We start from the raw sequence: 22,570 nt of genomic DNA, 5'->3' as shown, positions 1-22,570 counted from the left end.
CGAGGTGCGGACCGTGGAGGCGTCCTCGCGGAAGGCGGGGTCCCGGACGAGGTGAAGCCCCGAGGAGCGGGCATCGGCACGAAAAGGCGTGATGACCGTGAGAAACGGGAATGTGACCCTGGATGACGGCCGGTTCGTCCGGTCGTCGCCGGAGAGGCGTCCGCGGTCCCGTGGCGGAAACGAGAGGGAAACGTGCCGAGGCGATGATGGCGAGATGACGGCTACCCGCGTTCCCCCTCCTTCCGGGAGGCCCGGCCGATGCGCCAGCTGACCGCGCTCGACGCGCAGTTCCTGCACGCCGAGTCGGCGACCACGGCGGCCCACGTCGCCGGGCTGGCCGTCCTCGCCCCGTCGCACGCGGACGCCGGGGCCGTCACCCGCGAGCGCCTGGTCGCGCTGCTGCGCGAGCGGCTGCACCTGACCCCGGCGCTGAGGATGCGGCTGGCCACCGTGCCGTTCGACCTCGACCGGCCGTACTGGGTGGAGGATCCCGGCTTCGACGTCGCCGGTCACGTCCACGAGACGACCCTCGCCGATCCGGGCGACGACGACCTGCTCGCCGAGCGGGTCGCCCGGATCCACGAGCGGCACCTGGACCGCTCCCGCCCGCTGTGGGAGATGCACCTCATCCACGGCCTGACCGGCGGCCGGGTCGCCCTCTACGCCAAGGTGCACCACTGTGCCATCGACGGCGTGTCGGGGGCGGAGACGATCGCCGCGCTGCTGGACCTGACGCCCGAGCCGCGCGTCGTCGAGCCGCCCGCGCCGCCCGCCACACCGGCCGTGCCCGCCGCGCCGCCCGCGCAGGCGTCCACCGCGCCCGGTCTGGCCGGGATGCTCGCCGGGGCGGTGGCCAGGACGGTGCTGCAACCGGCCAGGACGCTGTACTCGCTGGGCCGCATGGCGGCCGAGCTCGACACGATGCCGCTGGCCTCGGCGCTGCCGGGTGCCCGGCGGGTGGCCGCCGCGGCCACCCGGATGGTCACGGGCAGGACCGAGGAGCTGCCCGAGCTGCCGGTGCTGGCGGCGCCGCGCACGCCGTTCAACGGCCCCATCGGGGCGGAGCGGCGCTTCGCCTTCGGGTCCATCCCGCTGTCGGACGTCAAGCGGGTGGCCAGGGACGCGGGGGCCAGCGTCAACGACGTGGTCATGACGCTCTGCGCGTCGGCGCTGCGCACGTGGCTGCGCGAGCGCGACGCCCTGCCCGACCGGCCGCTGATCGCGGCGGTGCCGGTCGCGGTCCGCGGAGGTTCCGGGCAGGTGATGGGCAACCAGATCTCCGTCATGGTCACCCCCATCCCGACCGACCTGGCCTGCCCGCGCGAGCGCCTGCGGGTCATGGCGGGGATGATGCGCACGGCCAAGCGGCGCTTCGCCGGCTCCCCGGCGGGCTGGCTGGGCGAGCTGTCGTCGATGCTGCCGGCCGCCGTCACCGCGCTGGCGACCTCCGCGGTGTTCCGGCTGGCCTCGATCGTGCTGCCGCCGGTGAACCTGATCGTCTCGAACGTGCCCGGCCCGCAGCTCCCGCTCTACCTGTGCGGGGCCAGGGTGCTGGCCTACCACCCCATGTCGGTGCTGACCGACGTGAGCGGCGGGGTGAACATCACCTGCTTCTCCTACGACGGCTCGCTCGACTTCGGCATCCTGTCCTGCCCGGACCGGGTGGCCGACGTGTGGCGGCTGATGGGCCACCTGAGAGGCGCCATGGACGAGCTGATGGAGCAGGTCGCGCCGCCCGCCCTGTCCGTGCCGGCGGAGCCCGCCGTTCCCGCCGGGCAGAGGGTGCCCGCCTGAGGGCCGGGCCAGAAAGGCCCTGTCCCGTGACCGCCGGCCGGTTCGGCGCGTTCCGGACGACCGGCCCGTTCGGCCGTCTCATCCGACCGGCCCGTTCGGCCCGACCGGCCTGTTCGGCGCGTTCCGGACGACCGGCCGGTTTCAGCGGGCCCCGACCGACCGCAGCAGCATGGGCAGTGCCCGGCGGAGCTCCCCGTTCCAGTAGGCCATGGTGTGGCGGCCCGGGGGGAAGTGTGGCTCGAAGGGGATGTCCAGCGCCTCGAGGCGGCCGGTGAAGGCCAGCGCCGCCTTGCGGGCGAGCTCCTCGGTGATGTCGCCGAACAGCTCGCCGTCGCGCCTGGCGCCGTCGCCGGCGGCCACGTAGAGCCGGACCCCGCGCAGCCTGCCCGCCAGGTGGTACGGGTCGTGCCGCTCCCAGACCTCGCGGTCGTCGCGCGGATCGCCCCAGACGCGCTTCCAGTCGGTGCCGGGGCATCCCGCGGTGGTGCCGAGCATGACGGCCACGTCGACGCCCGGCATGAGGGTGTGCAGCGCGCCGCTGAAGGAGGCCGCGGCCCTGAACCCGCCGGCGGCGGCGTAGAGCATCGCCCCCTGGCCGCCCATCGAGTATCCGGCGATCGCCCGCTCCCGGCTCGCCGCGTACCGGCTCTCCAGCAGCGGGAGGAGTTCCCCGAGGTGGTGGGTCGCCCACCGGGGCGGACCGCCGTCGCCGCCGTTGTACCAGTCGGAGTAGCTGCCGCACCGGCCGCCGTCCGGCATCACGACGATGACCGGGTCGTCGCGGGTGAGCTCGTCCACGTCGGACGCCGACCAGGACCGGTGGTCGTCGAGCCCGCCGTGCAGCAGCCAGAGCGTGGGCCAGGTCCTGCCGGCGTCCCGGGACCAGCCCTCGGGCAGCAGCAGCCGTACCCGGGTGACGTCGCCGAGGGCCGCCGAGCGCAGGGTCAGGTCCATCCGGCGATCGCCTGACCTCTCCTCCGCGACCACCTCGATGCCGCCGGGGGCCTTGCGGGGGACTTTGCCGGGGGAATCGGGGGAATCGGGGGTGGCGTCCGGGACGCGGGACGCGCCCGAGGTGCCGGGGCGCTCGGGGGGCGCCGGGCCGGTGGGCCCGGGGCGGTGGGGGGCCAGGGTGGCCACGACGGCCGCCACCAGGACGAACAGCCCGGCCGCGACCACGGCGCCGGCGAGGAATCCGCGTACCCGTGAACCTGGCGCCATGGGGGCCTCCGGCAGTCTTATTGACGCCGATCATAATAACGCTCCGCCGGTCGCCGCCGATGCCCGGCAACCGCGCGATTATTCGCGAAATAGAGTTAGCACATGAGCTTTTCTGAGCTGAACCTGTTCCCTCTCTGCCTCGGCGGCAACGTATTCGGCTGGACCGCGGATCGGGACGCCTCGTTCGCGGTACTGGACGCCTACGCCGAGGCGGGCGGCAACCTCGTCGACACCGCGGATCTGTACTCCGGCGGGGTGTCGGAGACCATCGTCGGCGAGTGGATGGCCTCACGTCGTAACCGCGACCGCATCGTGGTCGCCACCAAGGTGGGCATGTGGGGCGAGCGGCCCGGCCTGTCGGCGGCCAACGTCCGCGCGGCGGCCGAGGACTCGCTCCGCCGGCTGGGCACCGACTACATCGACCTGTACTGGGCCCACGTCGACGACGCGAACACGCCCCTGGAGGAGACCCTCGGCGCGTTCGACGAGCTGGTCACCGAGGGCAAGGTCCGCAACATCGGCGCCTCCAACTACGGCGCCGAGCGCCTCAGCGAGGCCATGCGGATCTCCGAGCGGGACGGCCTGGCCAGCTACGGGGTGCTGCAGCAGCACTACAACCTCCTCGAACGCGACTACGAGGGGGCGTTGCGCGAGGTGGTCATCGAGCAGGGGCTGACCAGCACCCCCTACTACGGGCTGGCGCGCGGGTTCCTGACCGGCAAGTACCGTCCCGGGGTGACCGTGGACAGTCCCCGGGCGGGCAGGGCCGCGGAGTACCTGGAGTCGGAGCGGGGCCCGCGGGTGCTCGACGCGCTGGACAAGGTGTCGGCCTCGCACGGCGTCGCCCCGGCCACCGTGGCGCTCGCCTGGCTGGCCGCCCAGCCGACCGTGGCCACGCCGATCGCCAGCGCCCGTAACGTCGAGCAGTTGCGGCCGCTGCTGGCGGTGGCCGAGGTGACGCTCTCGGAGGACGAGCTGGCCCTGCTGGACGAGGCGTCCCGCTGACGGGCCGGTGAGGGCCGGACGGACGTGCACGGGCGGAGTCGTGGCCGGACCCCGTCACGGCCCCCCGTCGTGACGGGGCCCCTGAGAACGGGCGGATGAGAACAGGGCCCGGTCGCGGATGCGGCCGGGCCCCGTCGCGGCCTGACCTCGCCGAGGCAGGGCCCCGTCATGGACGGACCTCGTCGTGGCCAGGCCCCGTCGTGGCGGGACCCCGTCGTACGGGCCGGTCGCGGGTGGACCGGTCGCCGGCGGGGCCCCGTCGAGGGGTGCCCGTCAGTGCTTGGAGGCCCTCTCCATGCCGACGCCGGTCAGCGAGCGGACCTCGATCTCGGCGTACTTCTCGCTGCTGTACTCCTTGCTGAACCGCGCGCCGAGGAACCCGGCCAGGAAGCCGATCGGGATCGAGACGATGCCGGGGTTGCTCAGCGGGAACCAGGCGAAGTTCGCGTCGGGGAACAGCGAGGTGGCGCTGCCCGAGACGACCGGCGAGAAGATCACCAGGACCAGCGCGGAGACCAGGCCGCCGTAGATGGCCGAGACGGCCCCGGCGGTGTTGAAGCGCTTCCAGAACAGGCTGTAGAGGATCGCGGGCAGGTTGCCGGAGGCGGCCACCGCGAAGGCGAGCGCGACCAGGAACGCCACGTTCTGCCCCTGGGCGAGGATGCCGAGCCCGATCGAGATCGCGCCGATGACGAAGGCCGAGATGCGGGCGACCAGCACCTCCTCCTTGTCGGTGACGTTGCCGCGCTTGAAGACGTGCGCGTACAGGTCGTGGGCGAAGGAGGAGCTGGAGGCCAGCGTCAGCCCGGCGACGACCGCCAGGATCGTGGCGAACGCGACCGCCGCGATCACGGCCAGCAGGACGGTGCCCCCGACGTCGCCGAATATCTGCTTGCCGATGGCCTCGGCGAGCTGTGGTGCCGCCGTGTTGCCCGCCTTGTCCTGCGCCACGATCGCCTTGCCGCCGACGAGGGCCGCCGCGCCGAAGCCGAGCACCAGGGTGAGCAGGTAGAAGACGCCGATGATGCCGATGCCCCACAGGACGGACTTGCGGGCGTCCTTGGCGGTGGGGACGGTGTAGAAGCGGATCAGGATGTGCGGCAGGCCGGCGGTGCCGAGCACCAGCGCCAGGCCCAGGCTGATCAGGTCGATCTTGCCCGCGAGGCCCTGCGCCTCGGTGCCGTACTTCAGGCCCGGCACCAGGAAGGCGTCACCCTTGCCGCTCTGCGTGGCGGCGTCGCCGAGCAGGCCCGACAGGTTGAAGCCGTAGTGGGCGAGCACCAGCAGGGTGATCAGCGCCGCGCCGCCCATCAGCAGCACGGCCTTGACGATCTGCACCCAGGTGGTGCCCTTCATGCCGCCGATGACCACGTAGACGATCATCAGGGCGCCGACGCCGACGATGGTGAGCGCCTTGCCCGTCGGCGAGGTGACGCCGAGCAGCAGGCCGACCAGCGCGCCCGCGCCGACCATCTGGGCCAGCAGGTAGAAGATCGACACCGTGATGGTGGAGACGCCCGCGGCCGTGCGGACCGGGCGGGGGCTCATCCGGAAGGCCAGCACGTCGGCCATGGTGAACTTGCCGGAGTTGCGCATCAGCTCGGCGACCAGCAGCAGCGCCACCAGCCAGGCGACCAGGAAGCCGATCGAGTACAGGAAGCCGTCGTAGCCCGACAGCGCGATGATGCCGGCGATGCCCAGGAAGCTGGCGGCTGACATGTAGTCGCCGCCGATGGCCAGGCCGTTCTGCACGCCGCTGAAGCCACGGCCGCCGGCGTAGTAGTCGGTGGCGTCCTTGGTGTTGCGGCTGGCCCAGAAGGTGATCCCCAGCGTCACCACGACGAAGAGCAGGAACAGGATCGTGGACAGCGTCTGGCTGCTCATTCGCTCTTCCCCTCGGTCTCGTGGCGGATCTCGTCGGCCAGCGGGTCGAGCCTCTTGCCCGCGAAACGGGAGTAGGCCCAGGCGATGCCGAACGTCGACACGAACTGGAGCAGGCCGAAGATCAACGCGACGTTGACGTTGCCGATGACCTTCGTGCCCATGAAGTCACGGGCCCAGGCCGACAGGATGACGTACAACAGGTACCAGGCGAGGAACGCGGCGGTCATCGGGAACGCCCACGCCCGGAACCGGCGCCTCAGTTCCTGGAACTGTTCGCTGGCCTGAATCTCTTCATATACCGATGAATCATGTTGCCTGGCGGTCACAAGACCTCCCACAAATGTGATCTGGATCACGGACAACGTAGGGGGCGACGCTACCCTCCGTGGAGACCCGCACGCGTTCTCTTCGCCGAGGCGCCGACGCGTCGCGTTCAGTTGGATATGTCTTGCGGTGAAAGGTCTGTCTCGTACGCCGAATGGTCACCGGGTCCCGTCCGGCCGTCACCGGCGGGCGGAGCGCGCTCTCACCCCGTGACGGCCGGGCGGCGCGCACCCCCGTCCCCGTGGCGCGGTCTCCCTCCCGTGGCGGCCGGGCGGGGTTCTCACCCCGTGACGGCCCTGGCCCGCCCCCTGAGCGCGTGGCCTCCCGCGCCGCACACCGTCAGGCCCACCAGGACCAGCAGGAGGCGGTAGTCCACCAGCGACACCAGCGCGGCGCCCGCGACCAGGGAGAACAGCTGGGTGAACCCGGCCACGGACTCGAACGCGGTGGAGACCCGCCCCACGAGGTGGCCGGGGCTGCGACGCTGCAGCAGGGTCGCCCTGGCCACCCCCTCCATGGTGAGGCCGGCACCCGCGACCGTCATCGCGGCCAGGACGACCGTCGCGGCCGGGACCACCCAGCACAGGACCGCCACGCCGTACAGCACGATGCCCGCGCCGATCGCGAACATCTCTCCCCTGCGCGCCATCACCGCGGGGCCCCACAGCCCCCCGGCGATCGCCCCGGCCCCCATGGCGACCGAGGTGAGCGCGGTGAACTCCGGTGACCCGCCCAGCCCGTGCTCGATGACGGCGAAGATCAACGATTCGGTGGCCCCGGCCAGCGTGAACATCAGGCAGGCCGCCCCGGCCGCGCGGCGCAGCGGCGGGTCCGCGGCCAGGTGCCGCGCCCCGGCCCAGAACTCCTCTCCCCTCACGGAACGCCTTCCGGAGCGTCTCGCGGGACGCCTCGCGGAACGGGCCGTGGGGGCCGTCCGGCCGGCGGGAACCGGACGCGCGGCCGGGGCCGGACTCGTGACAGGAGCAGGACTCGTGACCGGGGCCTGACTCGTGACAGGGGCCGGACGGTCCGCGAGGGCCGGCGCCGGGAGCGCGGCGAAGATCGTGGCGGCCACCAGAAAAGTGACCACGTCGAACAGCACCAGAGCGCCGATCCCCGAACCCGCGTGGATCGCCACGCCCAGCAGCGGCCCGATCAGGCGCAGCCCCTGCCGGGTGGTGTGCAGGGCACCGTTGGCCTGCCCGAGGAGCCGTTCGGGCAGCATGTCCTTGAGCAGCCCGCCGAGCGCCGCGAAGATCACCGCGTACGAGCAGCCCATGGCCGACGACACCGGGTAGACCAGCCAGAACGTGCCCGGCCCGGTGACCGCGACCAGCGGCAGGAGCGCGACCCCCGACAGCAGGCAGGTGACGACCAGGAGCCTCCTGCGGTCCGTACGGTCGATCAGGTACCCGAAGAAGGGCGACAGGCAGAGCGGGAGCGTGAAGAAGAACAGGGTCAGGCCCGCGGCGCCGTCCGAGCCGGTGAGCCTCTTGGCCAGGATGCCGGGGACCAGCAACAGCGAGGCGTCACCGAGCAGGCTGACGGCCATCCCGATGTAGACGAGCCTGAACCGGGGCAGCCGCAGGACCTCCGGCGTCACCACCGGCCGACGGGCCGGCACATCGGCCGCCCCGCCGATGACGCCGACGGCACCGATGACGCCGATGACGCCGATGACGCGCCGGCGTCGCCGGTCCCGGCGGGCGCCTCATCATCGGAACTCATATCCACCAAAACTAATCAAAACAGCCTAAATGAACCCACATAACGGTCATTCCGCCATAGGTGACCGGGCCCGTCAAGAGGAACGGGGCCGCCAGTCACCGCGGTCCAGGTCAAGGGTCTCGGGGGTGTGCAGGCGCACCATGGTGCGCGCCACGTTCGGCGGGATGCGCGACGGCGTCAGCAGCGAGACCACCACCATGACGAGGAACGCGATCGGCACCGTCCACGCCGCGGGCTGTGCCAGCAGCGCGCCGAGCAGGCCCGTGTGCGGCCCGCCGCCGATCGTCAGCAGCACCGCCACGCAGGCCAGGCCGCCCCCGGCGAGCAGTCCGGCCATCGCGCCCGCGGGCGTCAGCCGCCGCCACCAGATGCCCAGGACCAGCAGCGGGCAGAAGGAGGAGGCCGCCACCGCGAACGCCAGGCCCACCACGTCGGCGACCGGGAGCGAGCGGGCGGCGGCGGCCAGCGCCAGCGGCACGATCACCGCCAGCACCGCCGCGGCGCGGAACGAGCGCACCCCGCCCTTGAGGATGTCCTGGCCGATCACCCCGGCCACCGAGACCGTCAGCCCGGAGGAGGTCGACAGGAACGCCGCGAACGCCCCGGCCGTCACCAGCGCCGTCAGCAGGTCGCCCGCCAGCCCGCCGATCAGGTGCCCGGGCAGCGCGAGCACCACCGTGTCGCTGCCCTCCAGCTCCGGGACGTAGATGCGTCCCAGCGCGCCGTAGACGGCGGGCAGCAGGTAGAAGGCCCCCAGCAGCGACAGGACCACCAGCGTGGTGCGGCGGGCGGCCCGGCCGTCGGGGTTGGTGTAGAACCGCACCAGCACGTGCGGCAGCCCCATGGTGCCCAGGAACGTGGCCAGGATCAGCGAGTAGGTCGAGTACACGCCGTACTCCCGGTCACCGGCCAGCGGCAGGGCCCAGACGGCCGCGTCCCGGGCGTCCAGTCCCGGCGCTCCCCCCTCCCGCCAGGCCAGCAGCAGGAAGACCAGCGGCACGGCCAGCGCGGTGAGCTTCAGCCAGTACTGGAACGCCTGGACGAACGTGATCGACCGCATGCCGCCCGACATGACGTTCACCGCGACCACCGCGGCCACCAGCACTCCCCCGGCCCACTCGGGGGCGCCGGTGATGGCCCGCAGGACCAGGCCCGCGCTCTGGAACTGCGGCATCAGGTACAGCCAGCCGATCAGCACGACGAGCACGCCCGCCATCCGCCGTACCGCCATCGACTCCAGCCGCGCCTCGGCGAAGTCGGGCAGCGTGTACGCGCCCGAGCGCCGCAGCGGCGCCGAGACCAGCACCAGCAGGACCAGGTAGCCGCCGGTCCAGCCGACCGGCAGCCAGAGCATGTCCGCGCCGTAGGTGAGGATCAGCCCGGCGATGCCGAGGAAGCTCGCGGCCGACAGGTACTCGCCGCCGATGGCGGAGGCGTTCCACAGCGGGGAGACGGTCCGCGAGGCGACGTAGAAGTCGGAGGTGGTCCGCGACAGCCTGATGCCGAACGCGCCGATCAGCACCGCCGCGACCACCACCAGCACGACCGCCGTCATCCCGTACGCGGTGTTCATCCGGTCTCTCCCGGCGGTCGGACGGGGGACCTTCGCCCCGGGTGAGGGATCAACGGGCCCTGTCCACCAGCTCGGCGAAGTGGCGCTCGTTCCGCTCCGCCTGCCGGACGTAGAGCCAGGCGCCGATCACGAACGCCGGGTAGATCAGGCCGGCCAGCACCGCCCAGGGCAGCGGGATCCCCAGCAGGCGGACCGCGCGCAGGTCGGGCACCAGCAGGAACAGCAGCGGCAGCCCGCCCACCACGCAGCCCAGCACCGTGCAGACGAACAGGGCCAGCCGGAACTGGGTGCGGATCAGCGAGCGCATGTAGACCTCGCCCAGCCGGGTCTGCTCGTCGATCTCCCGGGTGACCGGGTAGCGCGGGTGGCGCGGGGCCAGGGTCCGGGGGCTCGTCACCACCTCGCGCCGCGGCCGGTCGGCCTCCTTCCGGGAGCGCTCGGCGTCCCTGCGCGAGCGGTCGGTCTCCTTCCGGGAGCGCTCGGTGTCCTTACGGGAGTGGTCGGGCTCCTTGCGGGAGCGCTCGGGCTCCCGGCGTGACCGGTCGCCGATCCACCGGCGCGGCTCGGCCCCCTGGCCGGGCTCGGGGACGCGGCTCACTCCGCCCGCCCCTTGCGCGCCCGGCGGACCAGCAGGTCCCGCAGCTCGCGGGTGTGGCGCCGGCTGACCGGGATCTCGGTCTCGCCGATGCGGACCACGCACCGGCCCGAGTCGATGTGCAGCTCGTCGATGTGCTTGACCGCGACCAGGTGGCTGCGGTGCACCCGGACGAACCCCGCCGAGGCCCAGCGCTCCTCCAGGGTGGCCAGCGAGATGCGCACCAGGTGGCTGCCGCCCGCGGTGTGCAGGCGGGCGTAGTCGCCCTGCGCCTCGACGTAGCGGACCTCGGTGCTGGCCACGAACCGGGTGACGCCGCCGAGCTCGACCGGGATGGTGTCGGGGTCGCCGCGGCCGGCGACCTCGCCCTCGGGCAGCTCGGCCGAGACGAACACCCGCCGGATGGCCTCGGCGAGCCGTTCGGGCCGGACCGGCTTGAGCAGGTAGTCCTCGGCCTTGATCTCGAAGGCGTCGACCGCGTGCTCCTCGTAGGCCGTCACGAAGACCACCCGGGGCGGGTTGGCGAACTGGGAGAGCAGCCGGCCCAGCACCACCCCGTCCAGGCCGCGCATCCGGATGTCGAGGAAGACCGCGTCGATCGGCCGCCCGTCGGCGATCGCCCGGTCCAGGACGCGCAGCGCGGCGGCCCCGTCCCTGGCCAGGGAGACCTCCGCGATGCGCGGGTCGTCCCGCAGCAGGTAGGCCAGGTCCTCCAGGGCGGGAAGCTCGTCGTCCACCGCGAGGACGCGCAGGCCGGTCACGCCCACCCCTCCGGATCGTTCACGTGCGAACTTCTCGAGGGTGGTGAATCAGACATCGCATGTCAACTCTTCGTGGTCGCGAGCGGAGGGTCCCGGCGGCGGGCGGCGACGGCTGACCGGGCACGGGCTCAACGGGCCGAGACACCCGGGTGGTACTTCGGCAGGCGGACGCTGACCTTCGTGCCCGCCCCCTTGGCCGTCTCCGCCACCAGGCCGTACTCGTCACCGTAGACCTGACGCAGCCGCTCGTCCACGTTGACCAGCCCCACCCCCCCGGCGCCCGAGCGTTCCTCGGCGTCACCGGCCAGGATGCGGCGCAGGCGGGCCGGTTCCATGCCGACGCCGTCGTCCTCGACGCTGATCCGGCACTCGGCCCCGGCGTCCTCGGCGACGATCGAGATGCGCCCGGTCCCGGGCTTGCTCTCCAGCCCGTGCTGGACCGCGTTCTCCACCAGCGGCTGCAGGCACAGGAAGGGAACCGCGACCGCCAGCACCTCCGGGGCGATGCGGAGCGTCACCTGGAGCTGGTCGCCGAAGCGGGCGCGTTCCAGGGTCAGGTACCGGTCGATCGAGCGCAACTCCTCGGCCAGCGTGGTGAACTCCCCGTGCCGCCGGAAGGAGTAGCGGGTGAAGTCGGCGAACTCCAGCAGCAGCTCACGGGAGCGATCCGGGTCGGAACGGACGAAGCTGGCGATCGTCGTCAGCGAGTTGTAGATGAAGTGCGGGGAGATCTGCGCGCGCAGCGCCCGGACCTCGGCCTCCATCAGGCGCGTCCTGGAGCGGTCGAGCTCGGCCAGCTCCAGTTGTGAGTTCACCCAGTTCGCGACCTCCTGGGCGGCCCTGACGAGCCCCGCAGAGGCGTGCCCGCCGTACGCGGCGAGGGAGCCGACCACCCGGCCGTCGGTGGTGAGCGGCACCACCACCGCGAACCTGATCGGGCATTCGGGAAGATCGCACGAGACGACCTCCGGGCCCAGGACCCTGGTCCGCCCCCCGGCGAGGGTCTTGTCGGCGTGGGTGAACGCGTCGCGGGCGTGGTGGTCGCCCTCCCCGTCGTAGACCAGGAGCCTCTTCTCGTCGGTGACGGCCAGCGCCGGGGAGCCCAGCAGCTCCCGCAGGTACCGCGAGGCCTTCTGCGCCCCGGCCTCGGTCAGCCCGGCCCGCAGCGGCGGCGCGGCCAGCGAGGCGGTGTGCAGGGTCTCGAACGTGGCCCGCTCCGCCGGGCTGCTGCCCAGCTCCCGGCGCCCGCGCAGCACCCGCCACAGCACCAGGGCGGGCACGCCGACCAGCGCGATGACCAGCAACACGGCGACGACGGGTTCCACGCTCCGGACCTTATACTCCCCACCCCGCCCGTGCCTCGTCCATGGAGATCACGGAGCTTTCCTGATCAGGACAGGGCCGGGCGGCCTCCCTCCCCGCGGCGGGCGGTGCGCGGTGAGGAGCGATGCCGGGCGACGACGGGCGACGACGGGTCACGGCATTCGGCGAAGGGCGGCGGGAGCGGGCCTCACACCGTTTCACGGAACGTGGCCCGGACACCCCGTGTCCGCCCTCCGGAGGCTGCGGACCACCCGGAACCTACAACAGTCCATCTGGTTTGTTACGGTGGGCGTCATGTCTCCACCGAACACCCCCGCCCCGGCGCGGGCGGGCCGTCGCGAATGGCTCGCGCTCGGCGTCCTCGTCCTGGTCGTGCTGCTCCTGACGATCGACGGGACCGTCCTCTACCTGGCGGTCCCGTCGCTGACGGCCGACCTCGGCCCGTCCGCCACCCAGCTGCTGTGGATCGGGGACATCTACTCCTTCGTCCTGGCCGGCCTGCTCATCACGATGGGCAACCTGGCCGACCGGATCGGCCGCAAGCGGCTGCTGCTGATCGGCAGCGGCGCGTTCGGCGTCGCCTCGGTGGCGGCCGCGTTCGCCTCGAGCCCGGAGACGCTGATCGCGGCCCGGGCCCTGCTGGGCGTCGCAGGTGCGACGCTGATGCCTTCGACGCTGTCGATCGTGCGGGCCATGTTCACCGACGCCGCGCAGCGCACCCGCGCCATCGCGATCTGGTCGGCCGGCGCCACCGCCGGGGCCGCCGTCGGCCCGCTGGTCGGCGGCGTGCTGCTGGAGAACTTCTGGTGGGGCTCGGTCTTCCTGATCAACGTGCCCGTCATGCTGCTGGTCCTGGTCGCCGGCTACCTCCTGCTGCCGGAGTCGCGCGGCGACGCGGACCAGCCGGTCGACCTGGTCTCCTCGGCGTTGTCGATCCTCGCGATCGTCCCGCTGGTGTACGCGATCAAGCACTGGGTGGGCACCGGGCTCGACGGGAGCGTCCCGGCCGGCGCCGCGATCGGGCTCCTGGCCGGGTGGGCGTTCCTGCGCCGCCAGAGGCGGCTGAGGTTCCCGCTGCTCGACGTCTCACTGTTCAGGGTTCCCGCCTTCGCCGGGGCGGTGATCACGAACACGCTGTCGATCTTCGCCTTCATGGGCCTGCTGTTCTTCTTCTCCCCCTACCTGCAACTCGTGCGCGAGTACGGCCCGCTGAGGGCCGGGCTGGCGGAGCTGCCCGCGACGATCGCCTCCATGGCCGTCATCGTCCTCATCGGCGTCCTGGTCTCCAGGCTGGGCACCGGGCACGCGATCGGCGCCGGCCTGGCCGCCGGCGCCCTCGGGCTCGCGGGCCTGGGCCTGACCGTCCCCCTGTCGTCGTACTGGGGCCTGGGAGCCTTCCTGGTCGTGCTCGGCCTGGGCATCGGCGTCTCCATGACCCTGTCCACCGACGCCGTGGTCACCGCGGTCCCCAGGGAGAGGGCGGGCGCCGCCTCCTCGATCGCCGAGACCGGCTACGAGCTCGGCGGCGCGCTGGGCATCGCCGTCCTCGGCTCGATCCAGGCCGCCGTCTACCGCGCCGCCCTGGACCTGCCCGCCGGCCTGTCGCCGGCCGACACCGCCACCGCCGAGGAGTCGCTGGCCGCCACCGTGGCCACGGTGGCCGACGACGGCGCCGTCGCCGCCGCCCGGGAGGCCTTCACGACCGCCGTGCAGACCACCTCCTTCATCGCCGCCGCGATCCTCGCGGTGTCCGCCGTGCTCGCCTGGCGGATCATCCCCTCCACCCCCACCGAGACGGGACAAGGGCATGGCCACGCCTGAACGCCGGACCCGCGACAAGGAACGCACCCGCCGCGCGATCCTGGACGCCGCCGAGAGGATCTTCACCGAACGCGGCGCCCAGGTGAGCCTGGCCGACATCGCCGCCGCCGCGGGCGTGACCAAGGGCGGCCTCATGCACCACTTCCCCACCCGCGACGCCCTGCTGCGGGGGGTATGCGAACGCTGCGTCGCCCGCATGTGGGAGGAGGTCCGAGCCCACGTCGACATCTCGGAGAACCGGCCGGGGAAGTTCACCCGAGGCTACGTGCGCGCCCTCACCGGCGACAGCGCGTACCTGGCGAAGGCCTTCTCCCCCACCGGTCTCATCGCCGTGCTCGGGGTCGTGATCCCGGACGAGGAGCTCAACCGGCGCGACGCGCGGGCCTGGAACGCGGCCTTCGAGGCCGACGGGCTTCCCCCCGGACGGACGCTCGCCATCCGTTTCGCCGCCGAAGGCCTGGCCACCGCGCTCTCCAGCCCGTACCTGACCCCCGAGCAGCTCGCCGTGGCCAGAGCGGAACTGCTCGCCCTCACCGAGGCGCCCCGGCGCCGGGGGGAGAGGAGCGTCGCCGGGTGACGATCACGCCGGGCCATCGCCATCGGCGTCGTGGCGGGCTCCGTCACCGCCATGATCATCTTGCTCGCCGGGTCGCTCACCCGGCCGACGTCGTCGCCGCCGCCGACCGGACGGTCACCGCTCGAACCCCGTCTCGAAGCGGGCCAGCCAGGCGGTGAGGAGCCTCTCCAGCTGGGCGGCCTCCTCGGGGGGCAGGTCGTCGAGGAGGCGGCGTTCGTTGCGCATGTGCTCGGTGAACGCCCGGTCGATCAGGTCCCTGCCCGCGGCGGTGAGCGCGACCACGCGTCCCCGGCCGTCGCTCTCGCTCGGGCGGCGGGTGACGAGCCCGTCGCGCTCCAGCCGGTCGACGCGCTTGGTCATCGCGCCGGTGGTGACCATGGTGAAGGCGGCGAGCTCCCCCGGCGCGCGCTCGAAGGGCGGGCCCCCGCGGCGCAGGGTGGCCAGGACGTCGAACTCCCCCTCCGCGAGCCCGTACCTCCGGTAGACGACGCAGAGCTGCTCGGTGAGGTGCCCGGCGAGACGGTGGAGGCGGCCGATCACCCCCTGCGGGCTCACGTCCAGGTCCGGGCGCTCGCGAGCCCATTCCCTCTGGATGCGGGCGACGTGATCCAGGGATTCGCTCATGGGACGACTATAGCTTCCCGGGAAGCTATAGTGTCTTCCATGGAAGCTAATGTACGGTGGGTCCTGGTCACCGCGACGGCGCCGATCGCGTGGGGGGCGACCTACCTCGTCACCGACCGGTTCCTCCCGCCCGGCCATCCCCTGTACGGGGCCGCCATTCGTGCCCTGCCCGCGGGGCTCCTGCTCCTCCTGCTCCGCAGGAGGCTGCCGCACGGGTCGTGGTGGTGGAGGTCGGCGGTCCTCGGGACGCTCAACATGAGCGCGTTCTTCGCGCTGATCTACGTGGCGGCCCAGTCGCTCCCGACGAGCGTCGCCTCGACGATCATGGCGACGTCGCCCGCCGTGATGATGCTCCTGGCCTGGACGATGGTCTCGGAACGCCCGCGGATCCCGCACCTGGCCGGAGCGGGCGTCGGCGTCGCGGGGGTGTGCCTCATGCTGTTCACCGGCACGGCCGCCGTCGACCCCGTCGGCGTGCTCGCGTCCGTGACGGCCATGGTGATGTCGTCGATCGGCTACGTGCTGGCCAAGCGATGGAACAGCGCGGACACCGGGGGTGCCGGGGGTGCCGGGAGCGTCGATGTGCTGTCGTCGACCTCGTGGCAGCTCATCGCCGGAGGGATCGTCCTGCTGCCCTTCGCCGTCGTCCTGGAGGGCGCGCCGCCCGCCCTGGACGTGCCGGCGGTCCTCGGGTTCGGCTACGTCACCGTCATCGCGACGGCCCTCGCCTTCGCCGCCTGGTTCGCGGGACTGCGCCACCTCCCGACGGGCACCGTGGGACTCGTGGGGCTGCTGAACCCGGTGACCGGGGTGCTGCTCGGCACGCTGGTCGCGCGGGAGGCGCTCAGCGCGCGGCAGCTCTGCGGCCTGGCGCTGACCCTCCTCGGAGTCCTCCTCGGCCGACCCGCCACGGCACGGCTGCTCCCGCTCCTGCGCGGCCGGCAGGGATGGCAGGGGCGGCAGGGGCGGCCGGAACGACCCGACCGGCCCGGCTCGACGGCGGACACCGCCGCCCCGGAGAGGGACCGGCAGGCCGGTGGGACACGGCCGGGCAGGACGCCGCCGGGTGAGGCGGAGCCAGGTCGGGTGGAGCCAGGTCGGGTTGAGCCTGGTCGGGTTGAGCCCGAAGGAGGTCAGCCGGTCGGCGGGGCCGAGCCGATGGCCTCGCGGACGCGGACGGCGTAGGACTCGGCCTCGGCGAGGTCGTCGTACTTCGTACGGGGCCAGAAGAAGCCGCGCAGGCCGTCCTTGCGGTTGCGGGGGACGACGTGGACGTGCAGGTGCGGGACGCTCTGGCTGATCCGGTTGTTCATCGCGACGAACGTGCCGCCCGCCTCCAGTCCTCGCTCGACGGCGGCGGCGACGCTGCGGACACGTTCGAAGAACGGGCCGACCGACGGCACCGGCAGGTCCGTCAGCGTCTCGACATGGGTCCGCGGGACCACCAGCACGTGGCCCTTGAAGACCGGCCGCGTGTCCAGGAAGGCCACGGTCACGTCGTCGGACAACACGACCGTGGCCGGACGCTCACCGGCCACGATGGCACAGAACAGACACTCCCCATCCGGCATCACGCCAGGATAGGGCAGGACCGGCCGCGCCCACGATCACCCGGCGGCGGGGGCGTCACCGCCAGGACCGGAGCCTTGTGAGGGCCGGAACCCCGGAAGGGCCGGAACCTCGGACGTGCCGAAGCCGCGCGAGGGTTCGGGGCGTGGGAGGGCTGGGACCATAAGGGGTCTGGGCAGTGGGAGGCCGGGACCGGCTTACCAGCCGACCTTGGCGCTGCCGGAGATGAGCGATCTGGCGATGACCATCCGCTGGATGTCGTTGGTGCCCTCCCCGATGGCCATCAGGGGCGCGTCGCGGTAGAGCCGTTCCAGCACGAACTCCTGCGAGTAGCCGTAGCCGCCGTGGATCCGCATCGCCTCCATGGTGGTGCGCAACGCGACCTCGGAGGCGAAGTACTTGGCCATGGCGGCCTCGGAGTTCACCGCGCCGCTCTCGGAGCGGACCGCCGCCCAGTACGTCAGCAGCCGGGCCGCCTGGATGTCGGTGGCCATGTCGGCGATCTTGAGCTGGACGGCCTGGAAGTCGGCGATCGGCTGCCCGAAGGCGTGACGCTCGCGCGAGTAGGTCAGCGCGGCGTCGTAGGCGCACTGGGACAGGCCGACCGCGCGGGCCGCGATGTTGACCCGGCCGAGCTCCAGCGCGGACAGCGCCTGCTGCATGCCCCGCCCCTCGGTCCCGCCGAGCAGCGCCGACACCGGGACGCGCACGTCCTCCAGGACGATCTCGCAGGTCTCGGTGCCCTTGTAGCCGAGCTTGGGCAGGTCGCGGCTGACGGTGTAGCCGGGGGTGCCGGCCTCGACGAGGATCAGCGACATCCCCCGGTGGGCCGGATCGGTCAGCGAGGTCTTGACCAGCACCGGCATCGGGTCGGCGTGCCGGGCGTTGGTGATCCAGGTCTTGGTGCCGTTGATCACGTAGTGGTCGCCGTCGCGGACGGCGCGGGTCTGGATGCCCTGCAGGTCGGTGCCGGCCGCCGGTTCGGTCAGCGCGATGCCGGTACGGCGGGCACCGGTCGCCAGGTCGGGCAGATAGGCGTCCTTCTGCTCCGGGGTCCCGTACCTGGCGATCATCCAGGAGGCCAGCGAGTGGGAGCCGAGCACCCCGGCCACACCCATCCAGCCGCGCGCGATCTCCTCGAAGACCAGGGCGAACGACACCCGGTCCAGTGCCAGCCCGCCGTACTCCTCCGGGATCGTGATCCCGAACAGTCCCATCCGCCCGAAGCCCTCGACGATCTCCGTGGGGTAGCGGCCGGTCCGCTCCCACTCGGAGGCGACCGGCACGATCTCCTTGTCGACGAACTCCCGCAGGGTCCGGCGGAACAGCTGCTGTTCCTCGTTGAGCTCGAAGTCCATCACGAGGTCCTTTCGGAAGGGGAGGCGACTCGCGGGGTTCTCAGGGTCCGCCGGGGCTCGGGGGTTCGGAGGCTCCGGAGGTCCGGGGGGTTGGGCTCCAAGAGGTCCGGGGTCCCCGGAGGTCGTCGGGGACCCGGAGGTCCGGGGCCCGGAGGTCCGCCGGGTTCCCGGAAGTCCCGGAGGCGCGAGGAGGTCTCAGGGGGTGAGCGGGCCGGTCTTGGCCCGCGGGAAGTAGTTCTTGTCGTGCGGGGCGTCGCGGCGGTAGACCATCACCGTGCGGCGCCAGGACATGATCTCGTCGCCGTCCTGGTTGAGCCCGCGGGTCCGGCAGGTGACGATCCCGGCGTACGGCCGCGAGCCCGACTCGCGCTTCTCGACCACGATCGACTCGGCGTACAGGGTGTCGCCCAGGAAGACCGGGTGGGTCAGCCTGATCTCGTCCCAGCCGAGGTTCATCAGCGCGGTCTGGCTGACGTCGATCACCGACAGGCCCAGCACGATCGCCACGGTCAGCCCGGAGTTGACGATGATCTTCCCGACCGGGGCGCGCTCGGCGAAGTGCGCGTTGAAGTGGTTCTGGTTGGTGTTCATCGTCAGCAGGGTGAACCAGGTGTTGTCGGCCTCGCTGATCGTGCGGCCGAGCGGATGCCGGTAGACGTCACCGACGACGAAGTCCTCGTAGTACCGGCCGAGGCCGGGTTCGTGCACGGTCACGGTCTCTCCCTGGACGGCGGGACCTCGACGCTAATCGTCTGACGTTTCACCGGTCAATGGCCGACCCGGTCATTTCTTCCTCCACGTCCGGTACGAAGTCCCTTGTCCGCTACACGGCCGCATGTCCGGTACGAGATCAGAGCCACCGCCGGGCAGACAGACGGACCAGGCACGAGACGGGCCGAGCACGAGACAGACCGGGCACGAGACAGGCAGAGCACGAGACAGACCGGGCACGAGACAGGCAGAGCACGAGACGGACCGTGCAGGACGTGCCCGCGGCAGGACGGGCGGCGAAAAGGTTCGAACCTCTCGGAAGTTTTCGTTATCCCCCCGTGGCCCGCGGGTCTCCTGTGTGGCGGCACGTACGAAGCCGCCGGACGTCCCCGCACGACTTCCCCACAGGACAAGGACCTCGTTCACTATGATCACAACCGCCTCGCGCGGCATCCGGGCCGGACGCGCGTCCGTCTCACGTCAGGCCCGGCGCCTGGCGATGACCGGTGTTCTCGTCGGTCTCCTGGGCACCTCCGTGGTGAGCGTCGCCTCCCCGGCCGCCGCGGCCGAGGTGCCCCTCTCGCAGGGTCGTACCGCCTACGCCTCCTCTGCGGAGCGCGCCGACCTGTCGGCCCAGGCCGCCTTCGACGGCAGGACCACCACCCGCTGGGGCAGCGGGTTCAGCGACCCGCAGTGGCTCACGGTCGACCTCGGCAGGTCCACCGCCATCAAGAAGATCGTCCTCAACTGGGAGAACGCCTACGCCACGGCGTTCCAGATCCAGACCGCCGCCGGCGGTGACGGCCCCTGGAAGACGGTGTACGGCACCACGGCGGGCAAGGGCGGCGTCCAGACCGTCGACGTGTCGGCCACCGGCCGGTTCGTCCGGCTGTACGCGACCAAGCGGTCCGGCCGCTACGGCGTCTCGCTGTGGGAGTTCCAGGTCTTCGGCACCGGCTCGGGCCCCTCGACCCCGACCCCGACCCCGACCTCGACGGCCAGGCCGACGCCCAGGCCGACGCCCAGCGCCACCCCGTCCGGCACCGCCCCGCCCGCCCGCGGCTGGGTGCCGGTGAACCAGGCCGCCTGGAAGAAGGCCCTGGAGGCGTTCGACAAGATCGCCCCCCAGCCGGTCCCCGCGGGAATCGTGAGGGTCCCCGAGTTCCAGACCAACTGCGAGGTGGCCAACCAGGCCAAGGACGACCCGGTCGTGCTGCCCGGCCTGCCCGGCGCCTCCCACCTGCACACCTTCTTCGGCCCGAAGGTGACGGCGGCCACCACGACCGAGGACCTGCTCGCGGGTACCACGAACTGCGACGCGCCCGGGGACAACAGCGCCTACTGGGTGCCGACCCTGATGCGTGACGGCAAGCCGGTCCCGATGAAGAACTTCCGGGTGTACTACGGCTCCCGGCTCAAGGACCCCTCCGACGTCGTGCCGTTCCCGCCGGGCCTGGTCGCGGTGCAGGGCGACGCGAAGCGGCAGGTGGCGACGCCGAAGAACGCCGGCGGCCAGTTCTGGTGCGCCGGCAGCGCGGAGACCGGACGCAGCGACGACGGCAACTGGCCCGTCTGCGCGCGGGGCGGCAACCTGATCTACCAGCTGACGTTCCAGGACTGCTGGGACGGCAAGCACATCGATTCGCCCGACCACAAGTCGCACATGGCGCCGATGAGGGACGGCCGGTGCTCCGGTACCCATCCGGTCGCGATCCCCAGCGTCTCGCTCATGGTCGGCTACGACTCCCTCGGCGGTGACGGCCTGTCGCTGTCGTCGGGCCTGCCGTCCTCGATGCACGGGGACTTCATGAACGCGTGGAAGCCCGAGGCGCTCGGCGCGCTCGTGAAGGTCTGCATCAACGCGAAGGCCAAGTGCGGCACCACGCCGGGCTGGGGCCGCTGACCCGTCCCGCCGGCCACGTCGCGGGCCCTGGCCCGCGCGGGCCCGCACGGGTCCGCACGGGTCCGCACGGGTCCGCGCGGGTCCGCGCGGTGCCGTCGCGCGGGCCCGCGCTCCCGCGCCCCGCGTGAGGATCCGAGGTCCGTACGGACCTCAGCCGGCCGGGGCGGGATCCCGGCTGGCCGGGGCGGGCCGTTCCACGCTCGGGTAGTAGACCGTCCTGAGGTTCTCCAGGTGCCTGCGGGTGGCCTCGCGGGCACCCTCCGCGTCCCCCGCCTCGACGTGGCGCAGCACGATCCGGTGCTCGCGGTCGATCGCGTCGAGCGCGGCGCGCGGCGCGCGGTCGCGGACGAAGCGCCCCTCCAGCACCTCGAAGACCGGGCGGGCCACGATCTCCAGGAGCGGGTTCCCCGCCGCGCGGAGCAGCACCACGTGGAAGTCGCGGTTGGGCGCGAAGACCTCCCCGGCCGCGCGTCCGCGCGCCCCGGCGATGCAGCCGCGCAGCGCCTCCAGGTCGGCCCCGCTGCGGCGGAGGGCCGCCAGCCCGGCCGCGGGGACCTCCAGCAGCTCCCTGATCTCGGTGAGCTGGTCGATGCCCGGCCGCATCATGTCGACGCTGGTCTCCAGGTAGGCGCTGATGTGGTCGGGATCGGGGTGGGCGACGAAGCTGCCCCCGGCCGTCCCGCGCACGGTCCTGATGAGGTTCTGGCTGGTCAGCAGGCGCAATGCCTCGCGGACCGTGCTGCGGCTGACGCCGTACCCGGCGCACAGCTCGGGTTCGACGGGCAACCGGTCCCCCGGCAGGAACTCCCCGGAGACGATGCGACGGCGCAGGTCCGCGGCGAGTGCCTGGTAGGCGGTCACCCGGCGATCGTAAGGGAAACCGGACATGTCCGGGAGTGCCCCGGCCCCCCGCGCGCACCCTCCCGACATGTCCGGCAGGGCCCGGCCCCCCTCGTGCCCCCGCCCCGGCGTGTTCCGCGACCGCCGCGGTCGCGGGGCGCGGACTACGATTCACGCTGACGGCGTCGCGCCGGGGACCGGCACGCGGGGACCGGCGCGCGGAGAGCCCCCGTGGGGCGGACGGTGAGGAGAAGACCGGTGGAGCAGGTCGTTCCCTACGACGAGTGGCGCGCGAGTGCCGACGACGCCTCCTTCAGCGAGTGGCTGCGCTCGCTGAGCGAGCCCGACTGGACCGCGGTGGTGAGCCATCCGTTCGCCGCCTCGATCACCCGGGGAGACGTGCCCGACGCCGCCATGCGGCGCTACCTGCTCCAGGACCTCCAGTTCGTCGACTCCTTCACGGCCCTGCTCGGCGCGGCCGTGGCCAGCGCGGACAGCTTCGAGTCGCGGGTGCCGTTCGGCCGGTTCCTCGGCCAGACCGCCACCTCCGAGGAGCTGACGTACTTCGAGCGGGCCCTGGAGGCGCTCGGCGTCACCCCCGCCGAGCTGGCCTCTCCCCGGCTGGAGCCGGTGACGGAGGAATTCCGGGCCCTGATGGACGAGGCCAGGCGCAGCCTGGACTACCCGGTCGTCCTGGCGCTGCTCTGCGTGGCCGAGTGGTCCTACCTGGGGTGGGCGAGCCTGGCCGTCGAGCCGCTGCCGAAGAACTTCGTGCACCGCGAGTGGATCGACCTGCACGAGGGGCCGGAGTTCCGCGCCTGGGTGCAGTTCATCCGCGGCGAGCTGGACCGGCTGGGGCCCCTCCTCGGCGAGGACGGACGGCTGCGCGTGCTCGACGTCTTCCGCCGTGCCGTACGGCTGGAACGGCGCTTCTTCGACATGGCCACCGACTACTGAAC

General features: G+C 72.5%; 20 protein-coding genes. 7 read left to right on the top strand and 13 right to left on the bottom strand.

The genetic code is table 11. The features are described 5' to 3' along the window. The first annotated feature begins 258 nt into the window (after positions 1 to 258). Positions 259 to 1,794 carry a WS/DGAT/MGAT family O-acyltransferase gene (locus tag ACLQ2R_RS06795; RefSeq protein WP_425958461.1) on the top strand — a complete coding sequence of 512 codons (1,536 nt, stop codon included), beginning with the start codon at positions 259 to 261 and terminating at the stop codon, positions 1,792 to 1,794. 141 nt (positions 1,795 to 1,935) lie between these two features. Here ACLQ2R_RS06795 and ACLQ2R_RS06790 read toward each other — a convergent pair whose 3' ends face one another. Next, positions 1,936 to 3,015 (bottom strand): alpha/beta hydrolase, encoded by a 1,080-nt coding sequence (locus ACLQ2R_RS06790; RefSeq protein ID WP_425958460.1) that lies wholly within the window; start codon positions 3,013 to 3,015, stop codon positions 1,936 to 1,938. A 102-nt stretch (positions 3,016 to 3,117) separates the two neighbouring features. Here ACLQ2R_RS06790 and ACLQ2R_RS06785 point away from each other — a divergent pair, with 102 nt between their 5' ends. Next, positions 3,118 to 4,020: an aldo/keto reductase gene (locus ACLQ2R_RS06785; RefSeq protein ID WP_425958459.1), complete on the top strand. Its 903-nt coding sequence runs from the start codon at positions 3,118 to 3,120 to the stop codon at positions 4,018 to 4,020. Positions 4,021 to 4,293: 273 nt separating this feature from the next. On the opposite strand, the gene ACLQ2R_RS06780 is transcribed toward ACLQ2R_RS06785, so the two are convergent. The 7 genes from ACLQ2R_RS06780 to ACLQ2R_RS06750 form a co-directional block, all read right to left on the bottom strand. Continuing rightward, positions 4,294 to 5,904 (bottom strand): solute symporter family protein, encoded by a 1,611-nt coding sequence (locus ACLQ2R_RS06780; RefSeq protein ID WP_425958458.1) that lies wholly within the window; start codon positions 5,902 to 5,904, stop codon positions 4,294 to 4,296. Continuing rightward, the gene (locus ACLQ2R_RS06775; protein WP_425958665.1) at positions 5,901 to 6,230 is read right to left on the bottom strand and encodes a DUF485 domain-containing protein; all 330 of its coding nucleotides are present in this window, start codon (positions 6,228 to 6,230) and stop codon (positions 5,901 to 5,903) included. The genes ACLQ2R_RS06780 and ACLQ2R_RS06775 overlap by 4 nt, the downstream gene beginning before the upstream one ends. Positions 6,231 to 6,508: 278 nt before the next feature. Further along, on the bottom strand, positions 6,509 to 7,834 hold the full coding sequence (locus ACLQ2R_RS06770) for an MFS transporter (protein WP_425958457.1): 1,326 nt from the start codon (positions 7,832 to 7,834) through the stop codon (positions 6,509 to 6,511). Between the two features lie 195 nt (positions 7,835 to 8,029). Then, positions 8,030 to 9,529 (bottom strand): cation acetate symporter, encoded by a 1,500-nt coding sequence (locus ACLQ2R_RS06765; RefSeq protein ID WP_425958456.1) that lies wholly within the window; start codon positions 9,527 to 9,529, stop codon positions 8,030 to 8,032. A gap of 49 nt (positions 9,530 to 9,578) precedes the next feature. Continuing rightward, the gene (locus ACLQ2R_RS06760; RefSeq protein WP_425958455.1) at positions 9,579 to 10,127 is read right to left on the bottom strand and encodes a hypothetical protein; all 549 of its coding nucleotides are present in this window, start codon (positions 10,125 to 10,127) and stop codon (positions 9,579 to 9,581) included. Then, positions 10,124 to 10,885: a LytR/AlgR family response regulator transcription factor gene (locus tag ACLQ2R_RS06755; protein WP_425958454.1), complete on the bottom strand. Its 762-nt coding sequence runs from the start codon at positions 10,883 to 10,885 to the stop codon at positions 10,124 to 10,126. Before ACLQ2R_RS06755 ends, ACLQ2R_RS06760 begins: the two co-directional genes overlap by 4 nt. Positions 10,886 to 11,013: 128 nt before the next feature. Next, positions 11,014 to 12,210 carry a histidine kinase gene (locus tag ACLQ2R_RS06750; protein ID WP_425958453.1) on the bottom strand — a complete coding sequence of 399 codons (1,197 nt, stop codon included), beginning with the start codon at positions 12,208 to 12,210 and terminating at the stop codon, positions 11,014 to 11,016. Positions 12,211 to 12,502: 292 nt separating this feature from the next. On the opposite strand from ACLQ2R_RS06750, the gene ACLQ2R_RS06745 reads away from it, so the two are divergent. Both ACLQ2R_RS06745 and ACLQ2R_RS06740 read left to right on the top strand, forming a co-directional pair. Continuing rightward, complete coding sequence (locus tag ACLQ2R_RS06745) at positions 12,503 to 14,029, top strand: MFS transporter (RefSeq protein WP_425958452.1); 1,527 nt, start codon at positions 12,503 to 12,505, stop codon at positions 14,027 to 14,029. Then, a complete protein-coding gene (locus tag ACLQ2R_RS06740; RefSeq protein ID WP_425958451.1) occupies positions 14,016 to 14,606 on the top strand; it encodes a TetR/AcrR family transcriptional regulator in 591 nt (196 codons plus the stop codon). The genes ACLQ2R_RS06745 and ACLQ2R_RS06740 overlap by 14 nt, the downstream gene beginning before the upstream one ends. A 114-nt stretch (positions 14,607 to 14,720) precedes the next feature. On the opposite strand, the gene ACLQ2R_RS06735 is transcribed toward ACLQ2R_RS06740, so the two are convergent. Continuing rightward, positions 14,721 to 15,230 carry a MarR family winged helix-turn-helix transcriptional regulator gene (locus tag ACLQ2R_RS06735; protein WP_425958450.1) on the bottom strand — a complete coding sequence of 170 codons (510 nt, stop codon included), beginning with the start codon at positions 15,228 to 15,230 and terminating at the stop codon, positions 14,721 to 14,723. A 39-nt stretch (positions 15,231 to 15,269) separates the two neighbouring features. On the opposite strand from ACLQ2R_RS06735, the gene ACLQ2R_RS06730 reads away from it, so the two are divergent. Beyond that, complete coding sequence (locus ACLQ2R_RS06730; protein ID WP_425958449.1) at positions 15,270 to 16,415, top strand: EamA family transporter; 1,146 nt, start codon at positions 15,270 to 15,272, stop codon at positions 16,413 to 16,415. Here ACLQ2R_RS06730 and ACLQ2R_RS06725 read toward each other — a convergent pair. The 3 genes from ACLQ2R_RS06725 to ACLQ2R_RS06715 all read right to left on the bottom strand — a co-directional run bounded on the left by ACLQ2R_RS06725 (position 16,364) and on the right by ACLQ2R_RS06715 (position 18,871). Next, complete coding sequence (locus tag ACLQ2R_RS06725) at positions 16,364 to 16,801, bottom strand: HIT family protein (RefSeq protein WP_425958448.1); 438 nt, start codon at positions 16,799 to 16,801, stop codon at positions 16,364 to 16,366. The genes ACLQ2R_RS06730 and ACLQ2R_RS06725 overlap by 52 nt on opposite strands. 195 nt (positions 16,802 to 16,996) lie before the next feature. Continuing rightward, positions 16,997 to 18,157: an acyl-CoA dehydrogenase family protein gene (locus ACLQ2R_RS06720; protein WP_425958447.1), complete on the bottom strand. Its 1,161-nt coding sequence runs from the start codon at positions 18,155 to 18,157 to the stop codon at positions 16,997 to 16,999. Between the two features lie 195 nt (positions 18,158 to 18,352). After that, complete coding sequence (locus tag ACLQ2R_RS06715) at positions 18,353 to 18,871, bottom strand: MaoC family dehydratase (RefSeq protein WP_425958446.1); 519 nt, start codon at positions 18,869 to 18,871, stop codon at positions 18,353 to 18,355. Positions 18,872 to 19,295: 424 nt separating this feature from the next. Between ACLQ2R_RS06715 and ACLQ2R_RS06710 the strand changes: the two genes are divergently transcribed. Then, entirely contained in the window at positions 19,296 to 20,771 is a 1,476-nt protein-coding gene (locus tag ACLQ2R_RS06710; protein ID WP_425958445.1) for a DUF1996 domain-containing protein, read from the top strand. A gap of 150 nt (positions 20,772 to 20,921) precedes the next feature. On the opposite strand, the gene ACLQ2R_RS06705 is transcribed toward ACLQ2R_RS06710, so the two are convergent. Further along, the gene (locus ACLQ2R_RS06705) at positions 20,922 to 21,632 is read right to left on the bottom strand and encodes a FadR/GntR family transcriptional regulator (protein ID WP_425958444.1); all 711 of its coding nucleotides are present in this window, start codon (positions 21,630 to 21,632) and stop codon (positions 20,922 to 20,924) included. Between the two features lie 237 nt (positions 21,633 to 21,869). On the opposite strand from ACLQ2R_RS06705, the gene ACLQ2R_RS06700 reads away from it, so the two are divergent. Next, positions 21,870 to 22,568, top strand: a complete 699-nt coding sequence (locus tag ACLQ2R_RS06700) for a TenA family protein (protein ID WP_425958443.1) — start codon at positions 21,870 to 21,872, stop codon at positions 22,566 to 22,568. The last annotated feature ends 2 nt before the right edge of the window (positions 22,569 to 22,570 follow it).

Origin of the sequence: Streptosporangium sp. DT93 (assembly GCF_049844535.1) — a bacterium.
Taxonomy (GTDB): Bacteria; Actinomycetota; Actinomycetes; order Streptosporangiales; family Streptosporangiaceae; genus Streptosporangium.
This window is presented reverse-complemented; position numbering and strand designations above follow the sequence as displayed.